The 26906-nt window shown below is 43.3% G+C and carries 24 protein-coding genes; 9 read left to right on the top strand and 15 right to left on the bottom strand.

Going from position 1 to position 26906, the window contains the following annotated elements:
* Positions 1–33: 33 nt before the first annotated feature.
* Complete coding sequence (gene typA / locus BUC07_RS08140; protein WP_073168252.1) at positions 34–1845, bottom strand: translational GTPase TypA; 1812 nt, start codon at positions 1843–1845, stop codon at positions 34–36.
* A gap of 362 nt (positions 1846–2207) precedes the next feature.
* On the opposite strand from typA, the gene BUC07_RS08135 reads away from it, so the two are divergent.
* From BUC07_RS08135 to BUC07_RS08125, 3 genes are read left to right on the top strand one after another with little or no spacing between them, the layout of a single operon-like run.
* Positions 2208–2711, top strand: coding sequence for an RNA polymerase sigma factor (locus BUC07_RS08135; protein WP_073168250.1), 504 nt, complete (start codon positions 2208–2210; stop codon positions 2709–2711).
* Positions 2695–3192, top strand: a complete 498-nt coding sequence (locus BUC07_RS08130; RefSeq protein WP_073168249.1) for a hypothetical protein — start codon at positions 2695–2697, stop codon at positions 3190–3192. Before BUC07_RS08135 ends, BUC07_RS08130 begins: the two co-directional genes overlap by 17 nt.
* A complete protein-coding gene (locus BUC07_RS08125) occupies positions 3182–3673 on the top strand; it encodes a DUF4252 domain-containing protein (RefSeq protein ID WP_073168247.1) in 492 nt (163 codons plus the stop codon). Before BUC07_RS08130 ends, BUC07_RS08125 begins: the two co-directional genes overlap by 11 nt.
* Positions 3674–3845: 172 nt before the next feature.
* Here BUC07_RS08125 and BUC07_RS08120 read toward each other — a convergent pair whose 3' ends face one another.
* The 9 genes from BUC07_RS08120 to BUC07_RS08075 all read right to left on the bottom strand — a co-directional run bounded on the left by BUC07_RS08120 (position 3846) and on the right by BUC07_RS08075 (position 12148).
* Positions 3846–5555 (bottom strand): acyl-CoA dehydrogenase family protein, encoded by a 1710-nt coding sequence (locus BUC07_RS08120; protein ID WP_073168245.1) that lies wholly within the window; start codon positions 5553–5555, stop codon positions 3846–3848.
* A 10-nt stretch (positions 5556–5565) separates the two neighbouring features.
* On the bottom strand, positions 5566–6585 hold the full coding sequence (locus BUC07_RS08115; RefSeq protein ID WP_073168243.1) for an electron transfer flavoprotein subunit alpha/FixB family protein: 1020 nt from the start codon (positions 6583–6585) through the stop codon (positions 5566–5568).
* Positions 6586–6609: 24 nt separating this feature from the next.
* Entirely contained in the window at positions 6610–7485 is an 876-nt protein-coding gene (locus BUC07_RS08110) for an electron transfer flavoprotein subunit beta/FixA family protein (RefSeq protein ID WP_073168241.1), read from the bottom strand.
* A 322-nt stretch (positions 7486–7807) separates the two neighbouring features.
* Positions 7808–9535: a carbon starvation CstA family protein gene (locus BUC07_RS08105; RefSeq protein ID WP_073168239.1), complete on the bottom strand. Its 1728-nt coding sequence runs from the start codon at positions 9533–9535 to the stop codon at positions 7808–7810.
* Between the two features lie 219 nt (positions 9536–9754).
* Positions 9755–9967 carry a zinc ribbon domain-containing protein gene (locus tag BUC07_RS08095; protein ID WP_073168236.1) on the bottom strand — a complete coding sequence of 71 codons (213 nt, stop codon included), beginning with the start codon at positions 9965–9967 and terminating at the stop codon, positions 9755–9757.
* A gap of 53 nt (positions 9968–10020) precedes the next feature.
* Positions 10021–10197 carry a type II toxin-antitoxin system antitoxin gene (locus BUC07_RS08090; protein ID WP_073168234.1) on the bottom strand — a complete coding sequence of 59 codons (177 nt, stop codon included), beginning with the start codon at positions 10195–10197 and terminating at the stop codon, positions 10021–10023.
* A gap of 56 nt (positions 10198–10253) precedes the next feature.
* Entirely contained in the window at positions 10254–11102 is an 849-nt protein-coding gene (locus BUC07_RS08085) for an SPFH domain-containing protein (protein WP_073168232.1), read from the bottom strand.
* 175 nt (positions 11103–11277) lie between these two features.
* On the bottom strand, positions 11278–11412 hold the full coding sequence (locus tag BUC07_RS21445; protein WP_262509493.1) for a hypothetical protein: 135 nt from the start codon (positions 11410–11412) through the stop codon (positions 11278–11280).
* Positions 11413–11554: 142 nt separating this feature from the next.
* Positions 11555–12148 (bottom strand): RNA polymerase sigma factor, encoded by a 594-nt coding sequence (locus BUC07_RS08075; protein ID WP_073168228.1) that lies wholly within the window; start codon positions 12146–12148, stop codon positions 11555–11557.
* Between the two features lie 160 nt (positions 12149–12308).
* Here BUC07_RS08075 and uvrA point away from each other — a divergent pair, with 160 nt between their 5' ends.
* From uvrA to BUC07_RS08060, 3 genes are all read left to right on the top strand, one after another.
* Positions 12309–15116, top strand: a complete 2808-nt coding sequence (gene uvrA, locus BUC07_RS08070; RefSeq protein WP_073168226.1) for an excinuclease ABC subunit UvrA — start codon at positions 12309–12311, stop codon at positions 15114–15116.
* Between the two features lie 30 nt (positions 15117–15146).
* Positions 15147–16166, top strand: a complete 1020-nt coding sequence (locus BUC07_RS08065) for a pirin family protein (protein WP_073168225.1) — start codon at positions 15147–15149, stop codon at positions 16164–16166.
* A 175-nt stretch (positions 16167–16341) separates the two neighbouring features.
* Positions 16342–18087: a dipeptidase gene (locus tag BUC07_RS08060; protein WP_073168223.1), complete on the top strand. Its 1746-nt coding sequence runs from the start codon at positions 16342–16344 to the stop codon at positions 18085–18087.
* Positions 18088–18101: 14 nt separating this feature from the next.
* Here the strand turns inward: BUC07_RS08060 and BUC07_RS08055 are convergent, their stop codons facing one another.
* A complete protein-coding gene (locus BUC07_RS08055; RefSeq protein WP_073168221.1) occupies positions 18102–19460 on the bottom strand; it encodes an MATE family efflux transporter in 1359 nt (452 codons plus the stop codon).
* Positions 19461–19560: 100 nt separating this feature from the next.
* Between BUC07_RS08055 and BUC07_RS08050 the strand changes: the two genes are divergently transcribed.
* Genes BUC07_RS08050 through BUC07_RS08040 form a run of 3 tightly spaced genes read left to right on the top strand, consistent with a single transcriptional unit; the run spans position 19561 to position 22090 of the window.
* On the top strand, positions 19561–20067 hold the full coding sequence (locus tag BUC07_RS08050) for a hypothetical protein (protein WP_073168219.1): 507 nt from the start codon (positions 19561–19563) through the stop codon (positions 20065–20067).
* 50 nt (positions 20068–20117) lie between these two features.
* Positions 20118–21074: a hypothetical protein gene (locus BUC07_RS20630; RefSeq protein ID WP_139279509.1), complete on the top strand. Its 957-nt coding sequence runs from the start codon at positions 20118–20120 to the stop codon at positions 21072–21074.
* A 14-nt stretch (positions 21075–21088) separates the two neighbouring features.
* Entirely contained in the window at positions 21089–22090 is a 1002-nt protein-coding gene (locus BUC07_RS08040; RefSeq protein WP_175552496.1) for a PorP/SprF family type IX secretion system membrane protein, read from the top strand.
* Positions 22091–22143: 53 nt separating this feature from the next.
* Here BUC07_RS08040 and BUC07_RS20900 read toward each other — a convergent pair whose 3' ends face one another.
* The 4 genes from BUC07_RS20900 to BUC07_RS08025 all read right to left on the bottom strand — a co-directional run bounded on the left by BUC07_RS20900 (position 22144) and on the right by BUC07_RS08025 (position 26825).
* On the bottom strand, positions 22144–22299 hold the full coding sequence (locus BUC07_RS20900) for a hypothetical protein (protein WP_175552495.1): 156 nt from the start codon (positions 22297–22299) through the stop codon (positions 22144–22146).
* Positions 22300–22376: 77 nt separating this feature from the next.
* Complete coding sequence (locus BUC07_RS08035) at positions 22377–25124, bottom strand: PKD domain-containing protein (RefSeq protein WP_073168213.1); 2748 nt, start codon at positions 25122–25124, stop codon at positions 22377–22379.
* A 4-nt stretch (positions 25125–25128) separates the two neighbouring features.
* Positions 25129–26121, bottom strand: coding sequence for a dihydroorotate dehydrogenase-like protein (locus BUC07_RS08030; protein WP_073168211.1), 993 nt, complete (start codon positions 26119–26121; stop codon positions 25129–25131).
* 32 nt (positions 26122–26153) lie between these two features.
* The gene (locus BUC07_RS08025; RefSeq protein WP_073168209.1) at positions 26154–26825 is read right to left on the bottom strand and encodes a YggS family pyridoxal phosphate-dependent enzyme; all 672 of its coding nucleotides are present in this window, start codon (positions 26823–26825) and stop codon (positions 26154–26156) included.
* Positions 26826–26906 lie beyond the last annotated feature (81 nt).

Raw genomic sequence — 26906 nt, 5'->3', positions numbered from 1 at the left:
GATTTTGAAGATGTAAAATGTTCTTTTCCAATTTTATTCAACCACCACTTTTGCCTGGCGTTTTCGATCATGCTCATTCAATAATATTTTACGGATGCGCATATTCTTGGGTGTTACCTCGAGGTATTCGTCGTTACGAATGTATTCCATGGCTTCTTCGAGCGAAAATTTAATGGCAGGCGCAATACTGGTTTTTTCATCCGATCCGGAAGCCCGCATGTTGGTCAATTTTTTTGTTTGTGTGATATTTAAAGTCAAATCATCCTGCCGGGTATTCTCACCAACCACCTGACCGGCATAAACTTCTTCTCCCGGGTCCACGAAAAACCTGCCGCGATCCTGCATTTTATTGATGGAATAAGCGATGGCGGTTCCAGTTTCCAAGGCAATCAATGCACCGCTTCTGCGCACGCCCAATTCTCCTTTCCAGGGTTCGTATCCATTGAATCGGTGTGCCATAATGGCTTCACCTTCAGTGGCAGTCAGCATCTGGTTACGCAAACCGATAATTCCACGCGCCGGAATATTAAATTCGAGATGAGCGCGGTCGTTTTTCACATCGATATTCAGGATATCGCCTTTACGCTGGGTGACCAGTTCAATTACTTTACCTGAAAACTCTTCCGGGACCTGCACGGTTAGCGCCTCGATAGGTTCGTGCTTCTTGCCGTCAATCTCTCGGATGATAACTTTGGGCTGCCCCAGCTGCATTTCATATCCTTCGCGACGCATGGTTTCCACCAAAATGGAAAGATGTAAAATACCACGACCAAAAACCATAAATGAATCGGCCGAACTGGTATCTTCTACCCGAAGTGCAAGGTTTTTTTCTGTCTCTTTATACAACCGTTCACGCAATTGCCGCGAAGTCACATATTTTCCGTCTTTTCCGAAGAAAGGCGAATTGTTGGCCACAAACAACATACTCATGGTGGGTTCGTCCACGCGAATGGGAGTCAACCCTTCGGGTTCGAGTGCGTCGGCAATTGTATCGCCAATATCAAAACCTTCCAGTCCCATCACTGCACAAATTTCACCCGACTGCACCGGCTCTTTGGTTTTTTCCTTTCCCAGTCCTTCAAAAAGATACACTTCTTTGGCAACTGATTTTACAATGCTGCCATCGCGTTTTACCAGCGAAACCTGCGCCCCCGGAGCTAACTCGCCACGAGTAACTTTTCCCACGGCGATCCGGCCGGTATATGATGAATAATCGAGCGAAGTAATGCGCATTTGCAATGAACCTTCTTTTGGAGTGGCTGGTGGAATGGTTTCCAGAATTACATCGAGCAAGTGACTTACATCGGTGGCTTCCTCTTTCCAGTCCGGGCCCATCCAGCCGGCTTTTGCCGAACCGAAAACTGTTGGGAAATCGAGTTGATCTTCGGTAGCATCGAGGCTGAACATCAGGTCGAACACTTTTTCCTGGGCAATATCGGGGGTGCAGTTGGTTTTGTCCACTTTGTTCACCACCACAATCGGTTTCAGGCCCAGTTCAATTGCCTTTTGCAGCACAAAACGGGTTTGCGGCATAGGGCCTTCAAATGCATCCACAATGAGTAACACGCCGTCGGCCATGTTCAGCACACGCTCTACTTCACCTCCAAAATCGGAGTGACCGGGAGTGTCGATAATATTAATTTTGGTGTCTTTGTAACGTATCGAAACATTCTTCGAAAGAATGGTAATTCCGCGCTCGCGTTCCAGGTCGTTGCTATCCAGAATAAGGTCTCCCATATCCTGGTTTTCCCTGAACAATTTTACCTGGTGGAGCATCCGGTCAACCAGCGTGGTTTTTCCGTGGTCAACGTGGGCAATAATGGCTATATTTCTAATCTCTGTCATTTTCAACCTTTTATAAATGTAATTCATTTCCTCTCTTTCTCCTCCCTTTTGGGGAGGTTGGGAGGGGCTTCCAAATTGGCGGGCAAAAGTAAGAAAGTTTTGTTACGCTAAGATGATCAGGAAGTTAATTTAGTGGTTACGGGCGATAAATTAATATCAAAAAGCCAGCGAACAATATGACGCGATTAAAAATCGCATCTTCCTTTGGGATCGGCGAATGCAATTCGCCGATTAAACAACCAGCCCAGGATTGTAATCAAATTCAACAGAAGATATTCTTTTCTTTACAGTATTTTCGTTTCTTGTTGTAATGAAAACCACATTCAAACGTAATTCATAAAAATAAAACTGAGCTAAAGTAAATGACAACCGGCGAATTTGAACAACTGATTGCGAAACAAAAGGATAAATTATACCGATTTGCCTTTAGTATTTTAAAAAATAATGAAGATGCTCAGGATGCCGTCCAGGAATTGGTTGTAAAATTATGGGGAAACAAAAAATCACTAGATAAAACGCGGAACCTGGAAAGTTACTGCTTAAATACGTTGAAGAACCATTGTTTTGATTTGTTGCGAAAAGAGAAACATAAAATTGATTACCAAAACTCGAATGTGCATAATGTTGCAATAGATCCGGATTTGGAAAACCTGGATTTGGTGGAGAAACTCCGGCATGAACTGCAAAATTTGCCCAGGCAGCAAAGGTTGGCAGTTGAGTTAAAAGATTTTCAGGGATATAATTACGAAGAAATTAGCGAGATTCTCGAACAAAGTATAAATGCGGTTAGAACCAATGTTTCGAGAGGCAGAAAAAAACTACACGAAATTTTTAAGGAGGAGTTGAAATATGCAGACTACATTTAAAAAATTCTTAGAAGGAAATGCAGATTTTGGAGACTTTGAAAAAACAAGATTTGAAGATGAAGAGAACAATGAATTCATCCATTCCTATAAAAAATTAATTACTGAATCGAATGCTGAAGTTCCGGATTTCAATCCTTTTGAGAAGGTTAATGATTTGAAGCAAAAAAGAATTATAAACAGCCGTAGAATACTGCTTTATGCAGCCTCAGTTTTAATCATTGTGAGTTTGTTTTTTTTCAATAAAACGTATCAGCAAAAATCATCGGAAGTTGTTTTAAATCAACAGAAATTAAATGAAATAAAAAATAATACCCAGATGGCATTATTTCATTTTTCGAAAGAATTAAATGCGTGCATGGCAAATTTCGAAGATGCGAAAAAAATGCACCAGCCAATTTCAGAAATGCAATCTCTAAAAAACTACAAAATCAATAGTAATAATCCTGTAAAAAATCAAAAATTAATGAATCATGAAAATTAAAGTTGTTATTCTCCTGCTTTTAACCAGCTTAACCTGTTTTTCTCAAAATGGAAACCGGACAATTGATGAGATTTATACACAGCTTAGCCAACATGAAAATGCCAGTTATTTTGAAGTAACAAAAGAAATGTTTAAAATGCTTTCTGAAGCAAAAGAAACCAGTCCTGAGTTTAAGGATTACATTTCTAAACTGCATAATTTAAAATTGATCAAAGTAACAGGCGACAACAGACAATCACTCGGAAATGAATTTTACCACGCCTTTATTCTGCAAGTTAATCTAAAAGACTATTCCATATTAATGACTAAAAAGGAAGGCCAAGATCGGTTATCTTTTTATAAAAAAGAAGGGAAAAACGAAAACGAATATCTACTGATAAGCACCAATATGACAATTTATATTGCCGGTACTATTAACCTAAAATCACTTGGTGAATTTGAACAGGTAATGGATATTGCGGGCAGTGCGTTTGATATGTAGAATTCCAACAATAAGCAATACTGGCAAAAAATAATTTCTTTGTTTAAACCAAACAAAATCCAGCCCCGTCAGGAATTTGAAACCCTGACGGGGCTGGAATGCAAATTTTTGTCATTGACATCCCCTTGGGACAAAATGCTAATTAACTAAGCAAATTAACAATTTCAGCCATTTACAATTCAAACTTATATTCGCCCAAATCGCTCAATTCAGAAACGCGGATGTATTCGGCACTTGCTTTTACCTGCGACTTGGCAAAATTGATATAATTTTTGGCTGAACGCAGGAACGATTCCTCGCGGTTGGCATCGAGCAATAACAAATAGCTCATGATGATGTGGCCTGCCATTTCCACTAGCCTGCGGGCATGGAAATCGAGGAATTCGTTATCGTCTGCTGAAACGACTTTTTTCAATGCCTGCTCAAAATCGTCGGTCAGTATAATCAGCGAGCGCTTCAGGTATTCCAGTTGTGGCGAAACCTTCTCGGCCTCATATACCCTGATTTGTTTCAGGAACTGCCCCGTGGTAATTCCGCGGATGGCTGCCACCACCTGCAATTGAGTGGTTCCTTCGTAAATGGAAGTAATTCGCGCATCGCGGTAAATGCGTTCCACCGGGTAATCTTTCATAAAACCCGAACCACCGTGAATCTGCACCGCATCGTAGGCCAACTGGTTGCTGAACTCGCTGGCCATTCCTTTTACAAGTGGCGTAAAAATATCGGCCAGCCGCTGGTAGTGCTTCATTTCGGCACGCTCCTCTTTTTCCAGTTGGCGTTCTTCCGAAATGTGCTGGTACGTTTTGTACATGTCCACAAAACGGGCAGTTTCGTAAAGCAATGTTCTGGACGCATCCAGTTTTGCTTTCATCATCGAAATCATTTCGTAAACCGCGGGGAAGCGGATGATGGCTTTTCCAAACTGCATCCGCTCTTTAGCATACTCAATCGCTTCCCGATATGCCGCCTCGCATAATCCAACTGACTGGGCGGCAATTCCCAAACGGGCGCCGTTCATCAGTGACATTACATATTTAATCAGTCCCAGTTTACGTGAACCAACCAACTCTGCCGGCGCATCTTTGAAAACCAGTTCGCAGGTTGGCGACCCGATAATTCCCATTTTGTGCTCGATGCGGCGTACTTTCACACCGCCGTGTTGCTTGTCGTAAATAAACATGGAAAGGCCGCGGCCATCTTTGGTTCCCTGCTCGGAACGCGCGAGGACAAGAGAAATATCGCCGTCGCCGTTGGTGATGAAACGTTTTACGCCATTAAGCAACCATTTATTTTTCTTTTCATCCCATGTTGCTTTTAGTTGAACTGCCTGCAAGTCGGAACCAGCGTCGGGTTCAGTTAAATCCATGGCCATGGTATCGCCTTTGCACACGCGCGGCAGGTATTTTTCTTTTTGCTCTTTCGAGGCAAACTCGTTAATGGTTTCGGCACAGTCCTGCAATCCCCAGATATTTACAAATCCGGCATCGGCACGCGAAACAATGTCAGCCGCCATAATGTAAGGCACAATCGGAAAGTTTAATCCTTCATACTTGTAAGGAAGTGACATGCCCATCAAACCAGCCTGATTCAACGCTTTAATGTTTTCTTCGGTTCCGCGGGCATAAACCACATGGCCATCAACCACCTGCGGACCTTCAGCATCAATGCTTTCCGCATTCGGTGCAATGATATCACCGGAAACTTCACCCACAATTTCCAGCACTCGATCGTAACTATCGATAGCATCTTCGTAATCCATCGGTGCAAACTGGAATTCATCTTTAAATGAAAAATTGCGTTCTTTCAGCCTGACGATTTCTTTCATCAACGGATGATTCAAGTGAAATCTCAGCTCTTTATTATCGGTATAAAAATTTGCCATTTTTTCAGTTTTATTTCGTATTCTTTTTGTAATACTTAATCATTTTGGGAATGATGTCCGCAATATCGCCGGTAATTACATAATCGGCGATGGAATTAATCGGGGCTTCCGGATCGGTGTTGATGGCAATAATCTGGGCCGATTGCTCCATTCCTGCACGGTGCTGAATCTGCCCTGAAATTCCACAGGCGATGTACAATTTGGGACGAACCGTTAAACCGGTCTGGCCAATTTGCCGTTCGTGCTCCACGTAACCGGCATCGACCGCAGCGCGGGAAGCTCCCACTTCGCCGCCCAAAACTTCAGCCAGTTCATTCAGCAACCTGAAATTCTCCTTTGATCCCACACCATAACCACCGGCCACAATAATGGGAGCACCTTTAATGTTCAACTTGCTTTTTTCCATGTGGCGCTCGATGATTTCAACTACAAAATCGGAATCACTGACATATTTCGACACATCAAGGTTGACCACTTTTCCTTTGTATTTCGGGTCAAGAATTTCTTTTTTCATCACCCCTTCGCGCACAGTTGCCATCTGCGGACGGCAATCGGGATTGATGATGGTGGCAATGATGTTTCCGCCAAAAGCCGGGCGAATCTGATACAACAGGTTCTCGTATTTTTTATCGGCTTTTTTGTCGTAATGATCGCCAATTAGCAGACTGGTACAATCGGCAGTCAACCCGCTGTGCAGTGCCGACGAAACCCGCGGTCCCAAATCACGCCCGATGGAAGAGGCTCCCATAAATGCAATTTGTGGCTTTTGCTCTTCAAACAATTTTACAACAATTGACGTGTGCGGCAAAGTTTGATACGGATACAGCCGTTTATCGTCTGCCAGATAAAGTGTATCCACACCGTAAGGCATCACCTGTTTTTCAACGCCATCGAGTTTGTGCCCGATGGCAATGGCTTCCAGTTTGCATTTCAGCTCGTTGGCCAGTGATCTTCCCTTGGTGAGCAGTTCAAGGCTCACCTCGGCAACCTGGCCATCTTCTATTTCGCAATAAACAAATATGTTATTCATTTTCAATATTTTTCAAAGATATAACTAACCAATGGTATGACTTTCAAGAAGTTCAAGCATCATACTTTCAATATCGGCATCGGCAGAAGAGATAATTTTCGAATCTTTTGCCTGAAGTACCACATTTTCGATGGATTTCACCTTTGTTGGCGAGCCCGACAAACCAAGCTGTGATGCATCGGTTTCAATATCATTCACCGTCCATTCCGGGATGTTCAGTTCCGGGCGGTCATTATATAATGTGGTGTAATCTTCGTTTTCCTTCTGAAGTTCGGTAACGGTTTTGGCCCGTTTGAAAGTCATCAGCAATTTGGCGTTGCGTGCCCGGCATTCGGGAGCTGTACCGTTAACAGTTATTACCAGCGGTAGTTTGCATTTTACGGTTTCTACGCCGCGGTCAAGCCGCCGTTTCAATACGATAGTATCTTTTTTCAGTTCTTTTACTTCTTCAACGTAAGTTACCTGAAGCATGCTCAGTTTTTCCGCCACCTGCGGACCTACCTGTGCAGTATCGCCATCAATTGCCTGGCGACCTGCAATAATCATATCCACATCGCCGATTTTTTTCAGTGCCTGTCCGATGGCATAGGATGTAGCCAGGGTGTCGGAACCGGCAAATGCCCTGTCGGTGAGCAGAATACCGCCATCGGCGCCTCTGAATAATCCTTCGCGAATGATATCGGCAGCCCGACCGGGGCCCATTGTTAAAATCTGGACTGTTGTTCCGGGATACTGATCTTTAATCCGCAGTGCCTGTTCCAGCGCATTCAAATCTTCCGGATTAAAAATGGCCGGCAGTGCCGCCCGGTTCACTGTCCCGTCAGCTTTCATTGCGTCCTTGCCAACATTTCGGGTATCGGGTACCTGCTTGGCTAAGACAATAATTTTATAACCTTTCATTTATATTAGATTGATTTATTTAAGATTTTATTTTTTTCATGATGAAAAGAGAATAAATGCCTCCTACTTCTTGAACGAAAAGCAGCAAATATAAATATTGAACCCAAAGAAATCAAAAACGGAAAAGTTACGAGAAGTTAAATTATGCTGATGAAAACACATCATAAAATGCCCGCCTGTTCTAAATAATGAAAATTACCTCGGTAAACCCTTTTCAACATTCACTTTAAAACAATCAAACAAAAATTTCCAAAATTTATGTTGTTAACTCACAACAAGTTTATTTAGAACAAATCTATTTAAAAGAAACCTCAAAATGACCTCAACCTACATTTAACCTGGTTTTCAATTTTTGTGATGAAAGCACTTTCAATCCGCTGATGAGCAGCCAAACTGTTAAAATCAAAATCAGTAACGAAATTACAATCAATGTATAATTCCGGTCGTCGATAAAAGCAAGCAGGTTATCAATCATTGCCCAAACGGTCATTACAAGCACAAAAATCATTGGAATAAGTGCAAGCAGAAAATTTCGTTTTTTCATAATCAGGTATAAAACGACTACTCCCAGTGCAAGTGCAGCAACCAGCTGGTTCAATGCACCAAAAAGAGGCCACAGCATCAATGCACCTGTTGCACCGGGTTGCAAAAAAGTAAGCACCATGGCCACCACTACCACAACAGTGGTTGCAGCATATCGGTTATTGAATGGTTTGCGCACCTTCCCGGTTTTATCTTTAAAAATTTCCTGAAATGAAAGCCGTTGAATACGTGCCGACGAATCGAGCGTGGTGTTGGCAAAGCTTACGATGAACACTGCGATGATGGCAGCGCCCAAATCTTTGGGAATTCCGTAACTTTCGAGCAGATTGGCGCTACCCACAATAAACGCTTCGAGTTTGGCAGCAAGCCCCGAGGCAGTGGCCCACGATTCATAATGATGATAGAAAGCATCGGAACCGGTGAACAGCTGGCCATCCTTCACCAAACCAAGTCCCAGTCCGGCGGCCACAGCCAAAATCACCAAAACTGCCAGAAAACTCTCGGTTAACATTCCTCCGTAACCAATAAACAGCGTGTCCTCTTCCTTGTCAACCTGTTTGATTGTAGTTCCGGTACTTGCCAGTGAGTGAAATCCGGAAATTGCCCCGCAGGCAATTGTAATGAACAGCAGTGGCATCATGGCCGGAACATCGGAAGAATTAAACGCATCGTGATTTATAGCAGGCGCAGTCACCTGCGGATGTGCCACAAACAGTCCCAGCAAAATCAATGCAATGGCAACAAGCAGCTGGTGAGAATTAATATAATCGCGGGGCTGCAGTAGTTTTTGTACCGGAATAGTTGAGGCCAGGAATGCATAAACATACAAAATGAGCGCCCAGGTCGTAACCGAAGACCCCATAATTGGAGGGACAGTAATTGGCGGAAACCAGTAAACTCCTGCCAAAACCGACAGGTAAAGCAGAATAACGGCAATAATCGAATAGAACAAATCACTTTTTCCCTGCCTGATTTTCCAGCCCAGCCAAACGGCTACCGGAATCTGGAACCACACCGGCAACACCACTTCGGGATACTGCACAAACAAAACGCCAACAATCATGGCAAAAACCGCCAGCACAATTAAAAGCAAGAGTTGCATAATAAACTGAAAAACGTATCGGGTTCCCGGGTTAATCACATCGCCGGTTAAATCGCCGATGGTTTTTCCTCTGTTCCGCCCCGAAATAAACATGGTGGAAAAATCGTGCATCCCACCCATAAAAATGGAACCGAAAAATACCCACAAAAAAGCAGGCAGCCAGCCCCAGATTATACCGATTGCCGGCCCCACAATTGGACCAAGTCCGGCAATTGTTGTAAAATGATGACCGAAAATGATATTCTTTTTGGAGGGAACAAAGTCAACGCCATCGTTAAACTCATGCGATGGCATTTTTTGTTGTTTGCCAGTGCTGAAAAACTTTTTCCAGAGGTACCTGCCGTATAACCGGTAGGCAATAATATAACCCACAAAGGCCAGAAGCGCCAGAACTAAACTATTCATTTCAGGTTCGATTTGAATGCAACAAGAATTACTTTTTAGCTATCTGCTTGTTATACAAATTTCAAAATATTTTTTGAAAATGAATAGAAAAAAACGAACTCTTCGGGGCGAACGGATAAAAAAGTTTCAGAAATATTATGAACACGAAAAATCAGGAGACCGTTTTCAGGCAGCCTCCTTCACTTTGCTAATTATATTTCTTAAACAAATAGAAAAAAATTAATTGGTCAAAAAATCGAGCACATTACTGGCCCCGCCGGCCCTGTCCTCCCTGTAAAATTCAGTGTACCCGCATTGGGTGCACGACACAGTGGTAAACCTCCGGTTTTGAATGTTGAAATAACGTGTAAACCCGGCTCCGGTTGTCCGGATTTTATCGACATCTGCTTTCTTATTGCCGCATTTGGGGCAAGTGTACTTCAATGTATTCATGGCTGAAATAGTTAATTGATTTTGGTTAATTCGTACGTCAAATGAGTTGACAATTACTGGTCCGGTTCTTTTTTTGATTTTTTGTTCAGGCGCTTTGCATCTTTCAATGCATTGTGAATAATCCACTCCAACTGCCCGTTTATGCTCCTGAAATCATCGGCTGCCCATTTTTCCACAGCTTTCATCATCTCAGGATCAACTCGTAATACAAATGTTTTTTTCTTTGCCATTAAATCCTCCTTTTTATTCGTCCCGGTTCTTTTAAAATGGCTTGATATTTAGGCTACTACTGATAAAGTGATCCTGCATTTACAATCGGCGAAACATCCTTATCGCCACAAAGAACAACCATCAAATTACTGACCATTGTAGCTTTTTTCTCCTCATCAAAGTCAACAATTTCTTTCTTGCTCAACTCATCCAACGCCATTTCAACCATGCTTACCGCGCCTTCTACAATTTTAAAGCGGGCAGCAACAATGGCCGTAGCCTGCTGGCGTTTCAGCATTGCCTGGGCAATTTCCTGCGCATAAGCGATGTAGTTGATGCGGGCCTCGATGACATAAATACCTGCTATTTCAAGTCGCTCCCTGATTTCAGCCTCAAGCCTTTCGTTCACTTCTTCAGTGCTCTCGCGCAACGTAAGCTCAGCTTCTTCATCTTCAAAATTGTCGTACGGATACATGCCGGCCAGTTTACGCAATGCGGCTTCACTCTGCACCACTACAAAATGCTCGTATTCATCCACACCGAAAGCAGCTTTGTAAGTGTTTTCCACTTTCCAAACCAGCACCACGCCAATCATAATGGGGTTCCCCAGTTTGTCGTTCACTTTTATGGGGTCGCTGTCGAAATTGCGGGCACGCAACGATATTTTTTTCCGCACGAAAAAGGGATTCACCCAGTAAAAACCATTGGCTTTAATAGTTCCTTTGTAAGCCCCAAACAAAACCATCACGCAACTCTGGTTGGGATCGACCACCGTAAAGCCCGGTGCAATAAAAAAGAACAGAACAGTCAAAATTACTGATGGAAGCACCATTCCTCTCATAAAACCAAATACAATGAATGATAGAAGCAGCAGTTCAATAAAAACGAACAGGTAACCTGACAACCCTTTATAATCTTTTTCCATGACATTATAATTTAATTATTTTGATATTAAATTGATATCACAATATTACATTAAAAATTTATAAAATGCAATACCCGGATTGTTTTTTCAGAAAAAATCAAACTAAAAAATTGAATTGTATTATGGTGACAGAAAGGTGCAAAAAAAAAGGCGCTGAAATCAGCGCCTTTTTTTTTTAATTGTAATTCATCTCTATTTGCCCGGTGGTTTCTGTTTCCACCACATCGTAGGCGTGGGCAAAATCCAAAATCGTTTTAATGGAATTTTCCGAGGGTTCAAACCCTGTATTTTCCATTTCTGTTAAATTCATTTCATCGTAAAATTCTGTGTTGTCAGAATCAGTGAAAAAACTTTTAACAACATAAAAAAAAGTAGAACTATTTTTCATAGGCATTCTAAATAATTATTTGTCTTAGAACGCCCTGCAGCAGCCAATATTGTGTTAACAAAAGTTAAAACCTTGTGAGACTCAGATTTTTTTCACGTATCAATTTCCGCAGATTAATCAGCGCATAGCGCATTCGTCCCAATGCGGTATTAATACTCACTCCCGTCTGGTCAGCAATTTCCTTAAAACTGAGTCCCTGATAATGCCGCATATAAATAACCTGCTGCTGATCTTCCGGAAGTTCTTTTATCAGATATTTAACCTCGCTCAGTATCTGGCTGGTTACAATCTGATCTTCGATGGTGTCTTCCGAAAATTTCTGCGAATTGAAAATATCGGCTTCCATACTGTCGTTGGAAACTGTTCCCTGAAGTTTTTCTTTTCGGAAATGATCGATTATCAGGTTGTGGGCAATTCGAAGCACCCAGGAAACAAATTTTCCGTTCTCTACGTATTTTCCACGTTTCAGCGAACGAATTACTTTTATAAAGGTTTCCTGGAAGACATCTTCTGCCAGTTCCTGATTTTTCACAATCAGCAGGATATACGAATAAACCCTGCTTTTATGGCGGTGAATTAAAATTTCGAGTGAATTTTGATCACCTTCGATAAACCGTTGAACGAGCTCATTGTCGTTCAGTGTATTTATTCTGAACATTACCTCTTATTTATTTTAAATAAAAAAGTAAAGTTTATCGATAGGCGTATTCTTTTAAGTTAGAGTAAAACTATTTTGTAATTTTGCACGGGTAAAAATGAAACATTTTGCGGAGAAATACAAGTTTTTCAACCAATTTTATTGAATTTTCAATTCCAATATGTTAAAAAACAGAGGGACACAGTCCATTGAAATACAAAAAGCAAGGGTCCATAATTTAAAGAATATCAGCTTAACGATTCCACTGAATAAGTTTATTGTTGTCACCGGGGTATCCGGTTCCGGCAAATCATCCCTGGCTTTCGACACCCTGTTTGCAGAGGGTCAGCGCCGTTATGTGGAAAGCCTTTCATCCTACGCACGTCAATTTTTAGGGCGCATCAACAAACCGGAAGTAGATTTCATTAAAGGGATTCCTCCGGCCATTGCCATTGAGCAAAAGGTAAATACACGCAACCCGCGCTCAACTGTTGGGACATCAACTGAAATTTACGACTATCTCAAATTATTGTATGCGCGGGTGGGCAGAACCATTTCTCCGGTTTCAGGAAAAGAGGTAAAAAGACACCGTGTGACCGATGTGGTGGATTATATTTTTTCTCATCCTGAAGGAACGCGGTTTATGATTCTTTCGCCGCTGAAAACCCAAAAGGGGCGCCCCCTTTTAAAAGAAGCGGAGTTGCTTATGCAACAGGGGTTTTCGCGCCTCGAGGTAAATGATGAAATCAAGCGGATTGATGAGCTGGTGGAGGCTGGTGAGGAAAATTTTTGTAAAGGAAACTGCAATGTGGTAATCGACCGCGTGGCAGTGGCTGATGATGAAGATACGAAAAGCCGGGTGGCCGATTCGGTTCAAACTGCTTTTTATGAAGGTCTGGGTGAATGCATTGTAAAAGTGTTTGAAAATAAAAAAGTAAGTGATTCGCGCCGTTTTTCCAATCTTTTTGAAGCCGACGGGATGGAATTTGAAGAACCATCTGTTCATCTATTCAGCTTCAACAACCCGGTTGGAGCGTGCCCTACCTGCGAAGGCTACGGAAAAGTTATCGGGATCGATGAAGACCTGGTTATTCCCAACAAGTCGCTTTCCATTTACCAGGACGCTATTGCCTGCTGGCGCGGCGAAAAAATGGGCGAATGGAAAAAACAACTGGTTTATTCTGCCGAAAAATTCAACTTCCCCATCCACAAACCCTATTATGAACTCACAGACGAGCAGCGAAAATTACTCTGGACCGGAAATCGCTATTTTAAAGGATTAAATCAGTTTTTCAAATACCTGGAAGAAAAAACCTACAAAATTCAATACCGGGTAATGTTATCGCGCTACCGCGGTAAAACCACCTGCCCCGAGTGCAACGGCTCCCGCCTGAAAAAAGAAGCCGGTTATGTGAAAGTGGCCGAAAAATCAATACAGGAACTTGTACTCATGCCGGTGTCGGAATTACGCACCTTTTTCAATGAACTTCAACTGGATGATCACGATCAGGCCATAGCCAAACGCATCCTCATTGAAATCAACAGCCGGCTGACGTTTCTGTGCGATGTGGGGCTGGGCTACCTCACCTTAAACCGTTTGTCGTCGTCACTTTCAGGCGGTGAATCGCAACGCATTAACCTGGCCACTTCACTGGGCAGCAGCCTGGTGGGATCGCTCTACATTCTGGATGAACCCAGTATCGGGTTGCACTCACGCGATACGCAACGGCTTATTAAGGTTTTAAAGAGGCTGCAAAAAATCGGTAACACTGTTTTTGTGGTAGAACACGATGAAGAGATTATCCGTGCTGCTGACCAGATAATTGACATCGGACCTTATGCTGGCCAGCATGGCGGTGAAGTGGTTTTTCAGGGAACGCATAAAGAACTGAAGAAAAAACCGGAAAGCCTGACCACCAAATACCTGACCGGAGTTGAAAAAATTGAAATCCCAAAACAGCGGCGCAAGTGGAGTAATTTCATCGAAATTCTCGGTGCCAGGGAAAACAACCTGAAAAACGTGAATATCAGGTTCCCGTTGAATACGCTCACCGTGGTTACCGGCGTGAGTGGTTCTGGTAAATCGTCGCTGGTCTCAAAAATACTTTTCCCGGGGCTCACCAAAATCCTTGGCGGTTACGGCGAACGAACCGGCCAACACGATGCCGTTAAAGGCGATTTCAAGATGCTTTCGTCCATTGAATTTATCGATCAAAATCCGATAGGAAAATCATCGCGTTCCAACCCGGTAACTTACCTGAAAGCGTACGACGAAATCCGGAAACTTTTTTCCAGCCAGCAGGCTGCCAAGATTCAGGGACTGAAACCGTCGCACTTTTCATTTAACGTGGATGGCGGACGATGCGATGAGTGCCAGGGCGAGGGAACCATTAAAGTGGAGATGCAGTTTCTGGCCGATGTGTATTTAGTTTGCGAAAGTTGTGGCGGCAAACGTTTTAAAGAGGAAATTCTGGATGTTCAGTATAAAGGAAATAACATCGACGATATTCTGAATCTTACAGTAAACCAGGCAGTGGAGCTGTTTGAAAAAGGGAAATCATCCACCGAAAAGAAAATTACCAAACGCCTGAAACCGCTGCAGGATGTCGGGTTGGGCTACATAAAACTCGGACAATCGTCGAGCACGCTTTCCGGAGGTGAAAGCCAGCGTGTAAAACTGGCCTCCTTTTTGGCGCACGAAAAAGATTCCCCTACCCTTTTCATTTTTGATGAACCCACAACCGGACTGCATTTTCATGACATCCGAAAACTGCTCGATTCATTCAGTGCTTTAATTTCAAGGGGGCATTCCATTATTATTATTGAACACAACCTGGAAATTATAAAATCAGCCGATTGGGTTATCGACCTCGGGCCCGAAGGTGGTGACAAGGGTGGTGAGCTTGTATTTGCAGGCACTCCGGAAGATCTGATAAACCAGGAAAAATCCTACACAGCCAGCGCTTTAAAAGAAAAATTGTTATCTTAACATTCCGAAAAACCAAAAAAAATCAAAATCATGTACAACAAACTTATCAGCAATATTAAACCACTGGGATTCATGTGGGGAACCAGCGATCCGTTTCTGTTCTGTGTTCATCATCTCGATAATTATCCGAAAGGGAATAACCAGCTTGGACCTGCCGCATCGCTCGAAGGACGCAACCTGGGGCAGGACTTCACCACCAAAGACGGCTGGCGCATGTACCACGGCGAAACCATTCCCGGATTCCCGGCGCACCCGCACCGTGGCTTCGAAACCGTGACGGTTGTGTTGAATGGCTTTGTGGATCATTCCGATTCGCACGGGGCAGCAGGCAGGTACGGCAACGGCGATGTGCAGTGGATGACTGCCGGCTCCGGATTGCAACATGCCGAAATGTTTCCGCTGCTGAAAAAAGATGAAGAAAATCCGCTGGAACTGTTTCAGATTTGGCTGAACCTTCCCAAAGAAAAAAAGTTTGCCAAGCCATTTTATACCATGCTCTGGGCAGAAGACATCCCTGTTGTTACTGAAAAAGATAAAAACGAAAAAAAGACCGAAGTCACCCTCATTGCCGGCAAACTGAACGAAACTTCTGCGCCTCCTCCGGCACCCGATTCATGGGCTGCCGCCCCCGGAAACGAAGTGGGAATCTGGCTAATAAAAATGGAAGCCAATGCCAAATGGACTGCTCCACCGGCCGCACTGGAAACAGAACGAACGCTTTATTTCTACAAGGGAAACTCAATTCATGTTGCCGGAATGAAAATCGAGCCGTATCACTCGCTTGAAATGCTGGCGGATCAGCCGGTTATTATTGAAAATGGAAGTGAAGATGCTTACCTGCTTGTACTTCAGGGAAAACCTATTAATGAACCGGTGGTACAACACGGTCCGTTTGTGATGAACACGGCGGAAGAAATACGGCAGGCATTTTCCGATTACCGCGAAACACAGTTCGGCGGCTGGCCATGGGAACGGCACGACAATGTGCACTCCCCGGGGAAAGGCCGGTTTGCAAAATATGCCGATGGAAGAACCGAAAAGCCGGAATAAAACGACTTCTTTGTCCGTTTCACCTTTTTAATTATTTTTGACACCGTCCCGTTTTTACGGGACATTTTTTTGAATTGACTTTATTGATATTCATGAAGTGAATAATTAAAACATGTTTGAGACAAAGTGATAGCATGACTTTGAGTCATACTATCACGTAAAAAAAATATTTATTATGAAACGACACATTCGGATCAGCCTGATTCTGGGCATTCTTGCAATTATTACAAATCCTCAGGTAAACGCCTGCACCAATTTTCTTGTAACCGCGGGGGCAACTGTTGATGGCTCAACCATGATTTCGTATGCAGCCGACTCGCATATTCGCTACGGTGAGCTTTATTTCAGCAAAGCCCAACACTGGCCCGAAGGCAGCATGGTTACTATTTACGACCGCAGCACCGCCGAGCCACTGGGACAAATTCCACAGGTTCCCTACACCTATCAAACTGTTGGGTTTATGAATGAACACCAGCTGGCCATTGGTGAATCTACATTTGGCGGACGCAGTGAACTGGTTGACAGCACCGGGTTGATGGATTATGCCGCGTTGATGTTCATGGCAACCCAGCGGGCAAAAACAGCCCGCGAGGCCATTAAAGTTATTGCTGAATTAATAGAGAAACACGGTTATGCCAGCTCGGGTGAATCATTTTCCATTGGCGACCCCAACGAAGTGTGGATTATGGAACTGATTGGCAAAGGCACCGATTTACAGCATGACGAAGAAACCGGACAACCAATCAACCAAAACAAGGGCGCAGTTTGGGTGGCCATTCGCATTCCCGATGGTTATGTGTCAGCACACGCCAACCACGCCCGAATTACGACTTTCCCAAAAGAAGATAACAAACGCAGCATCAGCAGTAAAAACCTCGATGATATTTTCAATCCTGAAGTTGAAGTGGTTTATGCGCACGATGTCATTTCATTTGCCCGCGCACAGAAATATTTCGACGGCAAAGATGCTGAATTCAGTTTCAGCGATGTGTATGCACCGCTCGATTTTGGCGCAGCCCGTTTTTGCGAACTGCGGGTGTGGAGTATGTTCAGCCAGGTTTCTGATGAAATGGATGAATACTGGGATTACGCCACAGGCGAAGATTTGGAAGCCGAACGGATGCCGCTGTTCATCAAACCCAACCGGAAACTCACCCCGCAGGACTTGATGAGCTTCAAGCGCAATCACCTACAAGGAACCGAACTGGACATGGCAAAAGATGCCGGTGCCGGACCATTTGGCCGCCCTTACCGCTGGCGTGGCCTCACCTGGGAATACAACGGTCAGGAATATTTTAACGAACGCACTACTGTCACCCAACAAACGGGATTTTCTTTCATTGCACAAATGCGCAGCTGGCTGCCCGACCCCATTGGCGGCATTAACTGGTTTGGTGTTGATGATGCCGGAACAACCGTTTATGTGCCATTTTACTGCGGAATTAACCGCGTGCCCGAAAACTGGGCCGAAGGTTACGGAGATATTCTGGATTACAAAGACGATGCAGCTTTTTGGGTTTTCAACCGGGTTGCACATTATGCTTACTTGTTTTACAACCGCGTAATGCCCGATGTCCGAGAAGTGCAAAGCGAACTGGAAAATAAATTTACCGAATATACCCCGGGAGTTGATGCCGCTGCGCTTAAACTCTGGGAAACAGACAAGCAGCTGGCCCGGGAATTCCTCACCGATTATTCTGTAAATATGGGCGAATACACCGTAAAACGCTGGAAAGACCTGGGCGATTTTCTGCTGGTAAAATACTTGGATGGGAACCGCAAACAAGAAGAAAACGGGCGCTTTTTGCGCAACGAGTGGGGATACCCGCAACCACCGTCATTCCCGGGTTATTCTGATGAATGGAAAGAAAATGTGATAAAAGATACCGGCGAACGTTTTGTTTATCCTGATGAGGAATAACAAAAAGCAAAATGTTACACTATTGTTTCCTGTGCCATTTGGGGTAACCTGCGCCATTCGCGTACCAGTAAGAACAAAACCACAAGTGCTGCCAGTGTATCAGCGATTGGATAAGCAATCCAAATCCCGTTTATACCCCAGAACCCGGGCAGAATAAAAAGTAGTGGGATGAGCCCTATAACCTGCCGAAACAGCGTGGCAAACATGGCAATTCTGGCTTTGCCTACGGCCTGAAAAAAATGGGAGGCTACAATCTGAAAACCAACAAGTGGCAATGCAAGAATAACCAGGCGGAGTCCGTTAACTGAAATATTGTACAGTTCCTGGCTGTCGCTGTTAAATAACCGCACGATTGCCCCAGGAAAAACTTCAATTACAGCAAAGGATCCAATTGCAATCAATGTGGCTGCAATGAGTGAAATTCGCAGTGCTGCCTTCACCCTGGAAACCGATTTGGCCCCGTAATTGAACCCAATAATGGGCTGCGAAGCCATGTTAACGGCAACTATTGCCATAACAACCAGCGAAATTACTGAGTTTACTATTCCCATTGCCCCCACGGCCAGGTCTCCACCAAAATCAATTAATTTTTTGTTGAGCAACCCCTGAACCACACTGTTTGCAATTTGCATGGAAAACGGAGCCATCCCAATGGCCGTTATTTCCATCAGGATTCCCCTGTTTATATTTACATTACTTTTTCGTAATTTTACTACTGAACGTTTACCCCGGAAGTGGGCAAGCACCCAAACCATTAAAACAAACATTGAAATGATGGTTGCATAAGCAGCGCCTTTTACTCCCATTCCCAGCCAAAAAATAAAAATAGGGTCGAGTATAAGATTAGTGCCGGCACTCAGGATCATCGACACCATGGCAATGCGGGCATTCCCTTCGGAACGGATGACATTGTTCAGCGAAAACCCAATCACCATAAAAGGTGTTCCGGCAAGAATGATATTCAGGTAATCGCTGGCATACTGAAAAGTTTCATCGGTAGATCCGAACGATCGTAAGATCGGGTCTTTTAAAATATAGGTAACTACCATAATAACAATGGAAACCAGCACCATCATAGCAAAACCGGTTCCCAGGGTTTGTTCGGCACGTTTCATGTCATCGCGCCCCAAATTAATGGAAACATATACACTGGCTCCAATCCCAATTAACATTCCAAATGCCATCATTATCAGCATCACCGGAAAAATTACCGAAATGCCCGATAAAGCTTCGGCCCCAACTCCCTGCCCGATAAAAATACGGTCAACAATATTGTATAGTGCATTAACAAACACACCTACAAATGCCGGGATAAAATATTTCAATATCAACCGGCCAATATTGGCATTGCGCAATTCATCAATATTTCTCATTTGCTGCAAAGGTAAATATTTAAGCAAATATTTGTTTTGGCCTTCAGTTTTTTACTCCCCCTGAAAAATCCTAATTTTGTGGCGTTAATAAAATTACAGCATGACAAATAAAAAACTGAATAAAAAATTAGAGACTGATTTGTTTTCAGCCCAACCGGAAACAGTGATTTCAGCATTGAAATCGTTGAAGAATGAAGGAAATGTACATTACCTTCCACATCTTTTCGAGCTGCTGAACTCCAACCCTGCAGAAAATATTGAGAAGGAAATCATTACCCTGCTCAACAACCTTAAAGTAAGCGAGGCAGCCCCAATACTTGCAGAGGCTTTAACAGCGCAAAAGTACAAACCAATACGAAAAACACTGGCAACTGCATGCTGGCAAAACGGGCTCGAATACAAAGACCACTTTCTTGTATTTTTGGATCTTGTAATTGAAGAAGACTGGGAAACCAGTTTTGAAGCTTTCACTGTTATTGACAACATGGAAAATTACCCTGCCGGCGAAGTGGCTGAACAAGCCAGCGACAAAATCTACCTGGCACTAAAAAATGCAGGAGAACAAAAAAAGTACTTCTTACACGAAATTCTCAAAATGATACGTTAATTAATTGATCCGAAAAGGTTAATTTGAACAGCGGGAAAAAAATAGGATTTTTGCTTCTCCTGATTTGCAGCTGGGGATTTTCGTTGGCACAATCCGATGGAGCACTTCTTTCGTTTTCAAATAAATTACTGCTAAATCCTTCATTTGCCGGGCTTAACAAAAACACGAACCTGTGGACGGGAATTTATTTTGTAGCCGAAAACAAAAAAAACCTTAACAACGAGTTTTTCACCACCTGGGACTCGTGGTCCGAAAAGTTAAATGGCGGCGTGGCCATTAGTTTTCACCAGGGGCTGACAGGAAATATAAATACCAGCACAACCGGTTTGGGGTTCACTTTTACCAAACCATTTAAAAGCACCAAAAACGGGATGTTAATTCCCTCTGTAAATATTAGTTACAAGGGATCCACAAAACACTGGTTTGCCACCTACATTGACGGGGTTTTAAATAGAAAAACAGAACCGCCAAGCCCTCCCGGAGAAGAGTTTTTGAGGTATAACATTTTTCAACCTAAACTGGGCATTTTGTGGGTGTCGCCCATTCGGCAGATTGGACTTTCAGCATCGTTTCCGTTAAAAATCAACATTGCCGAGAGTGGCGATTTGCCTGAAAAAGCCGGACCGCAACTAATTTTTTATTACACACAAAGCCAAATGGGAAAACAAAACGGACTGGTTTCCCAACCATTTAAAGCATCTCCGGAGATAGTGGTTCTTTATTCCGACCAGGTAATTTTATCGAGAGCCGGTTTGCGGTTTGAAAACGTGAACCACAACTATGCTGTTTTCCTGCAAAATAACTATACCAGCAACTTTCACGGATTGGGATTGACTTACGGCTGGAGGTTTGGAAATTTTGAACTAAACCTCACGGGCGGAGGAGCTTATTCATTTTCAACCGACGCTATTGGCGGATTTGGAGAAGCCACGCTGCGGTTAGTTATTCCCTATGTTCATTTCAACAAAAAAAATCCCTGGGCCCCTGTCACAAAACCTTTTTATTGATTTACTTTGCCTGTGTGAATTATCGAAGCGTCTTCTTAAAACAAATTCTATTTGTCGGTACCTTAATTTTCCTTCCCAGCATTCTGTGGGCACAAGATGCCGGCTATTCACAATTTTTTGCCAATCCGCTTCATCTCAATCCTGCTTATGCCGGAACAACCGAACTGCCCCGCATGGTTTTAAACTACCGAAACCAGTGGCCTCAAAAAGGGGCAACATACACTACCTATTCTGTTTCATACGATCAACTTATCAAAAAAAAGAATGCGGGATTTGGTTTTCAAATCACCCGCGACCAGGAACTGAATAACGTTATAAACAGCCATTCCGGCTCATTTTCGTATTCGTACCATTTAAAACTGGATGATGAAAGTTTTATGACCCTGGGATTACAGGGAGGAATAACCCTGAAACAGTTCAACATTCAAAACCTGGTTTTTCCTTCGGGAATCGACCAGCTAAGCGGAGAAATTTCTGAGCTTGTTGCGGCCAGGTATTCTGATGAATCAAAGTTATACCCCGATTTTGCAGCGGGAGCTGTGGGGCAGCACGGCGAGTTTTTCTGGGGTGCCAGTGCACATCATCTCAACGGTCCCAACGAATCAATAATTGAAGGCGACCAAAAAGGAACACTGCCGGTAAAATGGACATTAAATGCCGGAGCGCGAATGCACCGCTGGCACCACGGGTTGCTGTCGCGAATTTTTACCCTCTCGCCAAATATATTATACCAGCAACAAGGCAGCTTTAAACAACTTAACCTGGGAATTTATATGATTGAAAAATCATTTCTTTTTGGCACCTGGTTCCGAAATAATTTTAATCCGCGCCCCGATGCATTTATTTTGATGGCTGGTTTTGCAAAGGAGAAATTTCAGCTTGGCTACAGTTTCGACCTTACACTTTCAAAAATGTCGAACTACAGTTACGGTTCGCACGAAATTTCAGTCTCTTTCTTTTTAGGCCAAAAAAGTGAAATCCCCATCAGGGACAAACTCATTATTCCGGCGATTTAATGTGATTTTCTGACATGAAAACTTTATTCAGGAAACCATTTCGGTTTGCCTGTTTACGAAACCACCCGTAAAAACAGAAGTGAACTATTCTGATTCCACTTCTTCTCTTTGGCTATGTTCCATTTGCCATGGCACCACAAAGCGCTCATTAGCAAAATGATACCTGGTTTTTCTGTGAAAGTACACCTTGTAGGGCGGATGTTCTTCATACTCGTTTCGATATCTTATCTTTTTTTCCATAGCAATCATTTCTACGATAAGCGAAATGAAATTGTTATGGCCTGTTTCAAAAAATTAAAGTCACGGTTCCCTGCTGGGCATGTTTTTCTCCCAAAAAATCGTAGTACTCAATCACCCATGAATAAACGCCGGCCGGTGCAAAGTCGCCGTTTTTCATCGTGCCGTCCCATCCATTTTCCTGGCTGTTCGATTCAAAAATAACCTCCCCCCAACGGTTAAAAATTAACAATTTATAACCTTCGTTAACTATTCCTTCTGAATGAATACGGAATTCCCTGTCTTCAACTTTGGCTGCATTGGGTGAAAAAGCGTTTGGCGGAAAAACTTTATCGAAGGTAACAGAAACATCAGTAAATGCAGAATCAGAACAGCCAAAATCATTGAAAGCGCGCAATGCAACATGATACCTGTCCATTTCATCAAAACGGTGCACCGGGTTTTCCTCATCTGAATCAGCAGATTCATCGCCAAAATTCCAACTATATTCTGTTGCCCCGGTGGTTTGATTTTCAAACTGAATAACCGGGTTGCTGATTAACACGCTGGAAGGATTTGCATTGAAATCAGCCTCCGGTACGGGATGAACAACAATTTTTCCGGGCAGAAGAAGGGTGTCGTCACAGCCGGTCAGCGAAGAAACAGCTGTTATTTTCACATCGTAATTTTTATCGCTCTCCGAAAAAGAACGGGAAAACGAGTTGCCTTCAGACTGAATACCATTCCCCAGGTTCCAGCTGTAATTCACCTCATCAACCAGGTCGGTGGTGCTGATTTCCATTTCGGCATCAAGTGGCGGGCAGCCCTCGATGGGCTCTCCGGAAACCTCAAAAAGTGGTTTTCGTTTGTATGTTTTTATAATTTCTTCCGTTTCGCAGCCAAATTCGGAAATAACTTTTAGCCCGACACTGGCCGTGGGTCGGTTTAATAAATTGAAACGCAAAGGCCCCGGTGATTTTCCCGGATCTTCAACAATTTCTCCGGATTCAAAATCAGACAAATCCCACTGAAAGTCATCTTTTTCTCCGGCGGATCCGACATAATTAACTGCAGCAGTTTCAGAGTAACAGAGGTCTTCTTCAAAATCGAAATCGATGGCTGGAATAGGGTGAACGGTAATAAAATCCTTTTTGATTCCTTTATTTTCGCAACCTTCGGCAGAAACAACTCTCAAGGAAACATCGAACTTTTTATCGGTTGTTCCGGTATTTTCAAAAGAATGCGTTGGCTCTTTCTCTTCTGTAGTAGTACCGTCACCCAAATCCCAAAAATATTCTTCGATGGGTTCAGAAGAATCAGACAAAATCCTGTTTTCCAAAGGGTTACATCCATCGGGAGTTTCTGCGCTGAAATCGATCACAGGGGTAACAGTTACTTCAATTCTCGTGGAATCTACGCAACCATTTTCATTCACCTTGAGGCCAACAGAACGGCCCGGCTCTCCATAACCAAGCGGTATTTCCATGGATTCATTTAACCCCGAATGAAAAACCGTATCGTTTGAATACCAGGAGAATTGCGCATCATTCAAGACTTCGCCTTCAAAATCAAGTTGCAGGTTGTAGCCTTTACACTCTTCTTCATCCAAATAAAAATCAGCAGTTGGTTGATGCTGGTAGCTCACTTCAAGAGTGTCAAACCGGGAACAGTCGTATTCGTCAATAACTTCAAGTCTAAAACCATAAGTTCCGTATTCCCCGGGTGGAAATTGAATGACTGGTTCCGGCGACGATTCATCGTCAACATTTGCCCCGGTACTGATGGGGCGCAAAACAGTGGAAACATTTGGGGGAATTTGCAATTGTAGTTGCTGCGTGTTTTCGCCACACATCAATTTACTGAAATCATTGACTTCCACAACCGGTTTCGGGTTCCAGGCTACCACGGCAGAGGCCGACAGTTGCACATCCGGATCGCCATTCATTCCTCCAAATTCAACCACAAAACCCTGAGGATAGTAATTTCCGGATCCTCCTTCATTGGGCAAATCGTTCCATGATTTTTTACCAATATCATCATCATTTATATGTGCATAATCTTCATCATTTGAATTATTGGGTTCGCCATTGTTCCAGTAGGAATATGCACCATTTACCCGATAGCCATTGTAATTCCCCTGCCAAAACACCGAATCCAATTCGGGGCCGGTTACCCATTTCCAGGTTCCTTCCTGCTCTTCATCGGATGCACCGATCCAACCAACGACTCCATCAATTTTCGTCCAGATGAACTCATTTTCTATTGAAGAAGTAATGGTGGCGAGATAACCTTGCAATCCGTAATAATCCATGTTGGCGGCTGAATCCCTCGCTTCGGTCCAGGGTATTCCTTTTTCCTCAATATAAAGGTAAAAATGTTCAGTATGCGGCAAATAGTCTGCATCGAGCAGACTGATTGAAAAGGAGCGGGGTTCAGGGGTTGGGTTATTTGATAAATATTCATAATAAACCTGTTGAACAGCTGCTTCGTATTCTTCGGCTGTTCCTGCGCCTGTCAGCTCCAGATTCCCGTAAATGGGATCCCAGTTTTGTGTTAATTCCGTCTCGGAATAAAAAAGCCGATCTTCGCCTTGCTTATAATTCGTAATCGATATCTTAATCCCGTCCGAAGAATTTTCAAAATCTATATTTTCGATTGTAATACCGGGAGCAACCGGAACCAGACCGTTACAATAAAAAACTGTGTCGGCACCTGAATTATCGATTCGGGAGGTTTGCTCCGGCTGGGCATGGACAAAACCGGCAATTAAAAGTAAAATTCCAACTGCTGCAGAAAAAAGCAGTTTTCGTTGTCTCATAAATTTATTTTCCCTTGTTGGAGAAGTATTTCATAAACTGCGACCGCTCGTAAACCATTGGGTCAGGAATATTTTTGTAAGAGAGTCGTCCGCGGAAATCCTCGGGACGTAAAAAATTCCATTTTTTCATGAAAGCTGTTAACTCCGAAATCATGGAAGGAATTACCTCATTTCCGTTAACATACAATGTTGAACACAACTGGGCCACTTTGGCACCAGCCAAAATTTGTTTAATCACCGATTTGCCATCGTGAATTCCGGTTGAGGCTGCAATATCAATTTCGGGAACCTGGGAAGTAACCAACCCTACCCAGCGCAGCGTATGGCGGATTTCCACCGGCGAACTGAAAACTTCAGAAGAAGTGAGTTCCAATTTATCGAGGTCGATATCGGGTTCGTAAAAACGGTTAAACATGACCACACCTTTGGCGCCACCGGCTTTCAGCCTGTCAACCATACCAATAATGTTGCTGTGGTAAAGCCCTATTTTCACTGAAACAGGAATGGAAACCTCTTTTCTCACTTTTTGCAGCACATCGAGATAAAGGCGTTCGATTGCTCCCGGTTCTTCGTGGCGATCAACCGGAACATAAAAAATATTCAGTTCCAGCGCATCGGCACCTGCCTCCTGAAAATCTTTGGCAAAAGTGGTCCATTCACTGGCCGAAACACAGTTTACACTGGCAATTATCGGGATGTCAACGGCTTTTTTGGCTTCTTCAATCAGGCGAATGTGTTTTGTTAAAGTATTGTCGCGCATGTAATGTTTAATGTAGTCCTCTGCTTCGGGATAGCTGGCGTTATGCGAATCCTGCAGTAACATGCTGGTTACTTCGTTGTTGATTTGCTCTTCGAACACCGATTTTAAAATCACTGCCCCAATTCCGGCCTCCTCCAGTTTTTTTATTTTTTCTACCGAATTGGTGATACCCGAACTTGCTGCCACAAGCGGATTTTTCAGGTTTAACCCCAAGTATTTTGTTTGCAGTTTTGTCATTATTCTAAAATTTAATCAGATTATCAATCTTATTATCCGTAATTCCTTGCTCCAAATATTTTACTGCCTACGCGAACGATAGTGCCCCCCTCTTCCACTGCCAGTGGATAGTCGTCCGACATTCCCATCGAAATTTCTTTGAATTCAGGTTGTTCCGCGAAATAGTTTTTTTTCAATTCATTGAAAATCGATTTCAACTTTTTGAATTCTTTTCTGACTTTTTCCGAATCATCGGTAAAAGTGGCCATTCCCATTACGCCGGCAACGGAAATATTTTGCATGTTTTTGTAAGCTTCCGATTCCAAAATTTCACGGGCATCGGCTTCGGTCAGCCCGTATTTCGATTCTTCCTCGGCAATATGAAACTGCAGTAAACACGGAATTACCCGGTCGTTTTTGCGGGCCTCTTTATTTACTATTTTCAGTATTTTGAATGAGTCGATGCTGTGAACCATGCTCACAAAGGGTGCGATATATTTTGCTTTGTTCGACTGCAGATGCCCTATGAAATGCCACTCAATGTCAGCAGGCAATTCAGGCTGTTTGCGAATGAGCTCCTGCGCTTTGTTTTCGCCAAACATCCGGTGCCCGGTTTGGTAGGCCTCTAAAATGGCATCATTGGGTTTTGTTTTTGAAACAGCAATTAGTTTCACTCCTTCCGGCAAATCAGATCTTAACTTTTCCAGGTTCTTTGCAATATCCATTCAAATAAATTTTCACTCAAAAATAGAAATAATGGCGGTAATTAAAGATGATTTGTCCACAATTTCAAGCGATTCAAAAAT

Source organism: Tangfeifania diversioriginum, from assembly GCF_900141875.1.
Classification (GTDB): domain Bacteria; phylum Bacteroidota; class Bacteroidia; order Bacteroidales; family Prolixibacteraceae; genus Tangfeifania; species Tangfeifania diversioriginum.
This window is presented reverse-complemented; position numbering and strand designations above follow the sequence as displayed.

Coding starts and splice junctions, on each gene's coding strand:
- typA (WP_073168252.1), bottom strand. CDS start 1,845: ATGACAGAGATTAGAAATATAGCCATTATTGCCCACGTTGACCACGGA.
- BUC07_RS08135 (WP_073168250.1), top strand. CDS start 2,208: ATGACAACCGGCGAATTTGAACAACTGATTGCGAAACAAAAGGATAAA.
- BUC07_RS08130 (WP_073168249.1), top strand. CDS start 2,695: ATGCAGACTACATTTAAAAAATTCTTAGAAGGAAATGCAGATTTTGGA.
- BUC07_RS08125 (WP_073168247.1), top strand. CDS start 3,182: ATGAAAATTAAAGTTGTTATTCTCCTGCTTTTAACCAGCTTAACCTGT.
- BUC07_RS08120 (WP_073168245.1), bottom strand. CDS start 5,555: ATGGCAAATTTTTATACCGATAATAAAGAGCTGAGATTTCACTTGAAT.
- BUC07_RS08115 (WP_073168243.1), bottom strand. CDS start 6,585: ATGAATAACATATTTGTTTATTGCGAAATAGAAGATGGCCAGGTTGCC.
- BUC07_RS08110 (WP_073168241.1), bottom strand. CDS start 7,485: ATGAAAGGTTATAAAATTATTGTCTTAGCCAAGCAGGTACCCGATACC.
- BUC07_RS08105 (WP_073168239.1), bottom strand. CDS start 9,535: ATGAATAGTTTAGTTCTGGCGCTTCTGGCCTTTGTGGGTTATATTATT.
- BUC07_RS08095 (WP_073168236.1), bottom strand. CDS start 9,967: ATGAATACATTGAAGTACACTTGCCCCAAATGCGGCAATAAGAAAGCA.
- BUC07_RS08090 (WP_073168234.1), bottom strand. CDS start 10,197: ATGGCAAAGAAAAAAACATTTGTATTACGAGTTGATCCTGAGATGATG.
- BUC07_RS08085 (WP_073168232.1), bottom strand. CDS start 11,102: ATGGAAAAAGATTATAAAGGGTTGTCAGGTTACCTGTTCGTTTTTATT.
- BUC07_RS21445 (WP_262509493.1), bottom strand. CDS start 11,412: ATGAATTTAACAGAAATGGAAAATACAGGGTTTGAACCCTCGGAAAAT.
- BUC07_RS08075 (WP_073168228.1), bottom strand. CDS start 12,148: ATGTTCAGAATAAATACACTGAACGACAATGAGCTCGTTCAACGGTTT.
- uvrA (WP_073168226.1), top strand. CDS start 12,309: ATGTTAAAAAACAGAGGGACACAGTCCATTGAAATACAAAAAGCAAGG.
- BUC07_RS08065 (WP_073168225.1), top strand. CDS start 15,147: ATGTACAACAAACTTATCAGCAATATTAAACCACTGGGATTCATGTGG.
- BUC07_RS08060 (WP_073168223.1), top strand. CDS start 16,342: ATGAAACGACACATTCGGATCAGCCTGATTCTGGGCATTCTTGCAATT.
- BUC07_RS08055 (WP_073168221.1), bottom strand. CDS start 19,460: ATGAGAAATATTGATGAATTGCGCAATGCCAATATTGGCCGGTTGATA.
- BUC07_RS08050 (WP_073168219.1), top strand. CDS start 19,561: ATGACAAATAAAAAACTGAATAAAAAATTAGAGACTGATTTGTTTTCA.
- BUC07_RS20900 (WP_175552495.1), bottom strand. CDS start 22,299: ATGAAGAACATCCGCCCTACAAGGTGTACTTTCACAGAAAAACCAGGT.
- BUC07_RS08035 (WP_073168213.1), bottom strand. CDS start 25,124: ATGAGACAACGAAAACTGCTTTTTTCTGCAGCAGTTGGAATTTTACTT.
- BUC07_RS08030 (WP_073168211.1), bottom strand. CDS start 26,121: ATGACAAAACTGCAAACAAAATACTTGGGGTTAAACCTGAAAAATCCG.
- BUC07_RS08025 (WP_073168209.1), bottom strand. CDS start 26,825: ATGGATATTGCAAAGAACCTGGAAAAGTTAAGATCTGATTTGCCGGAA.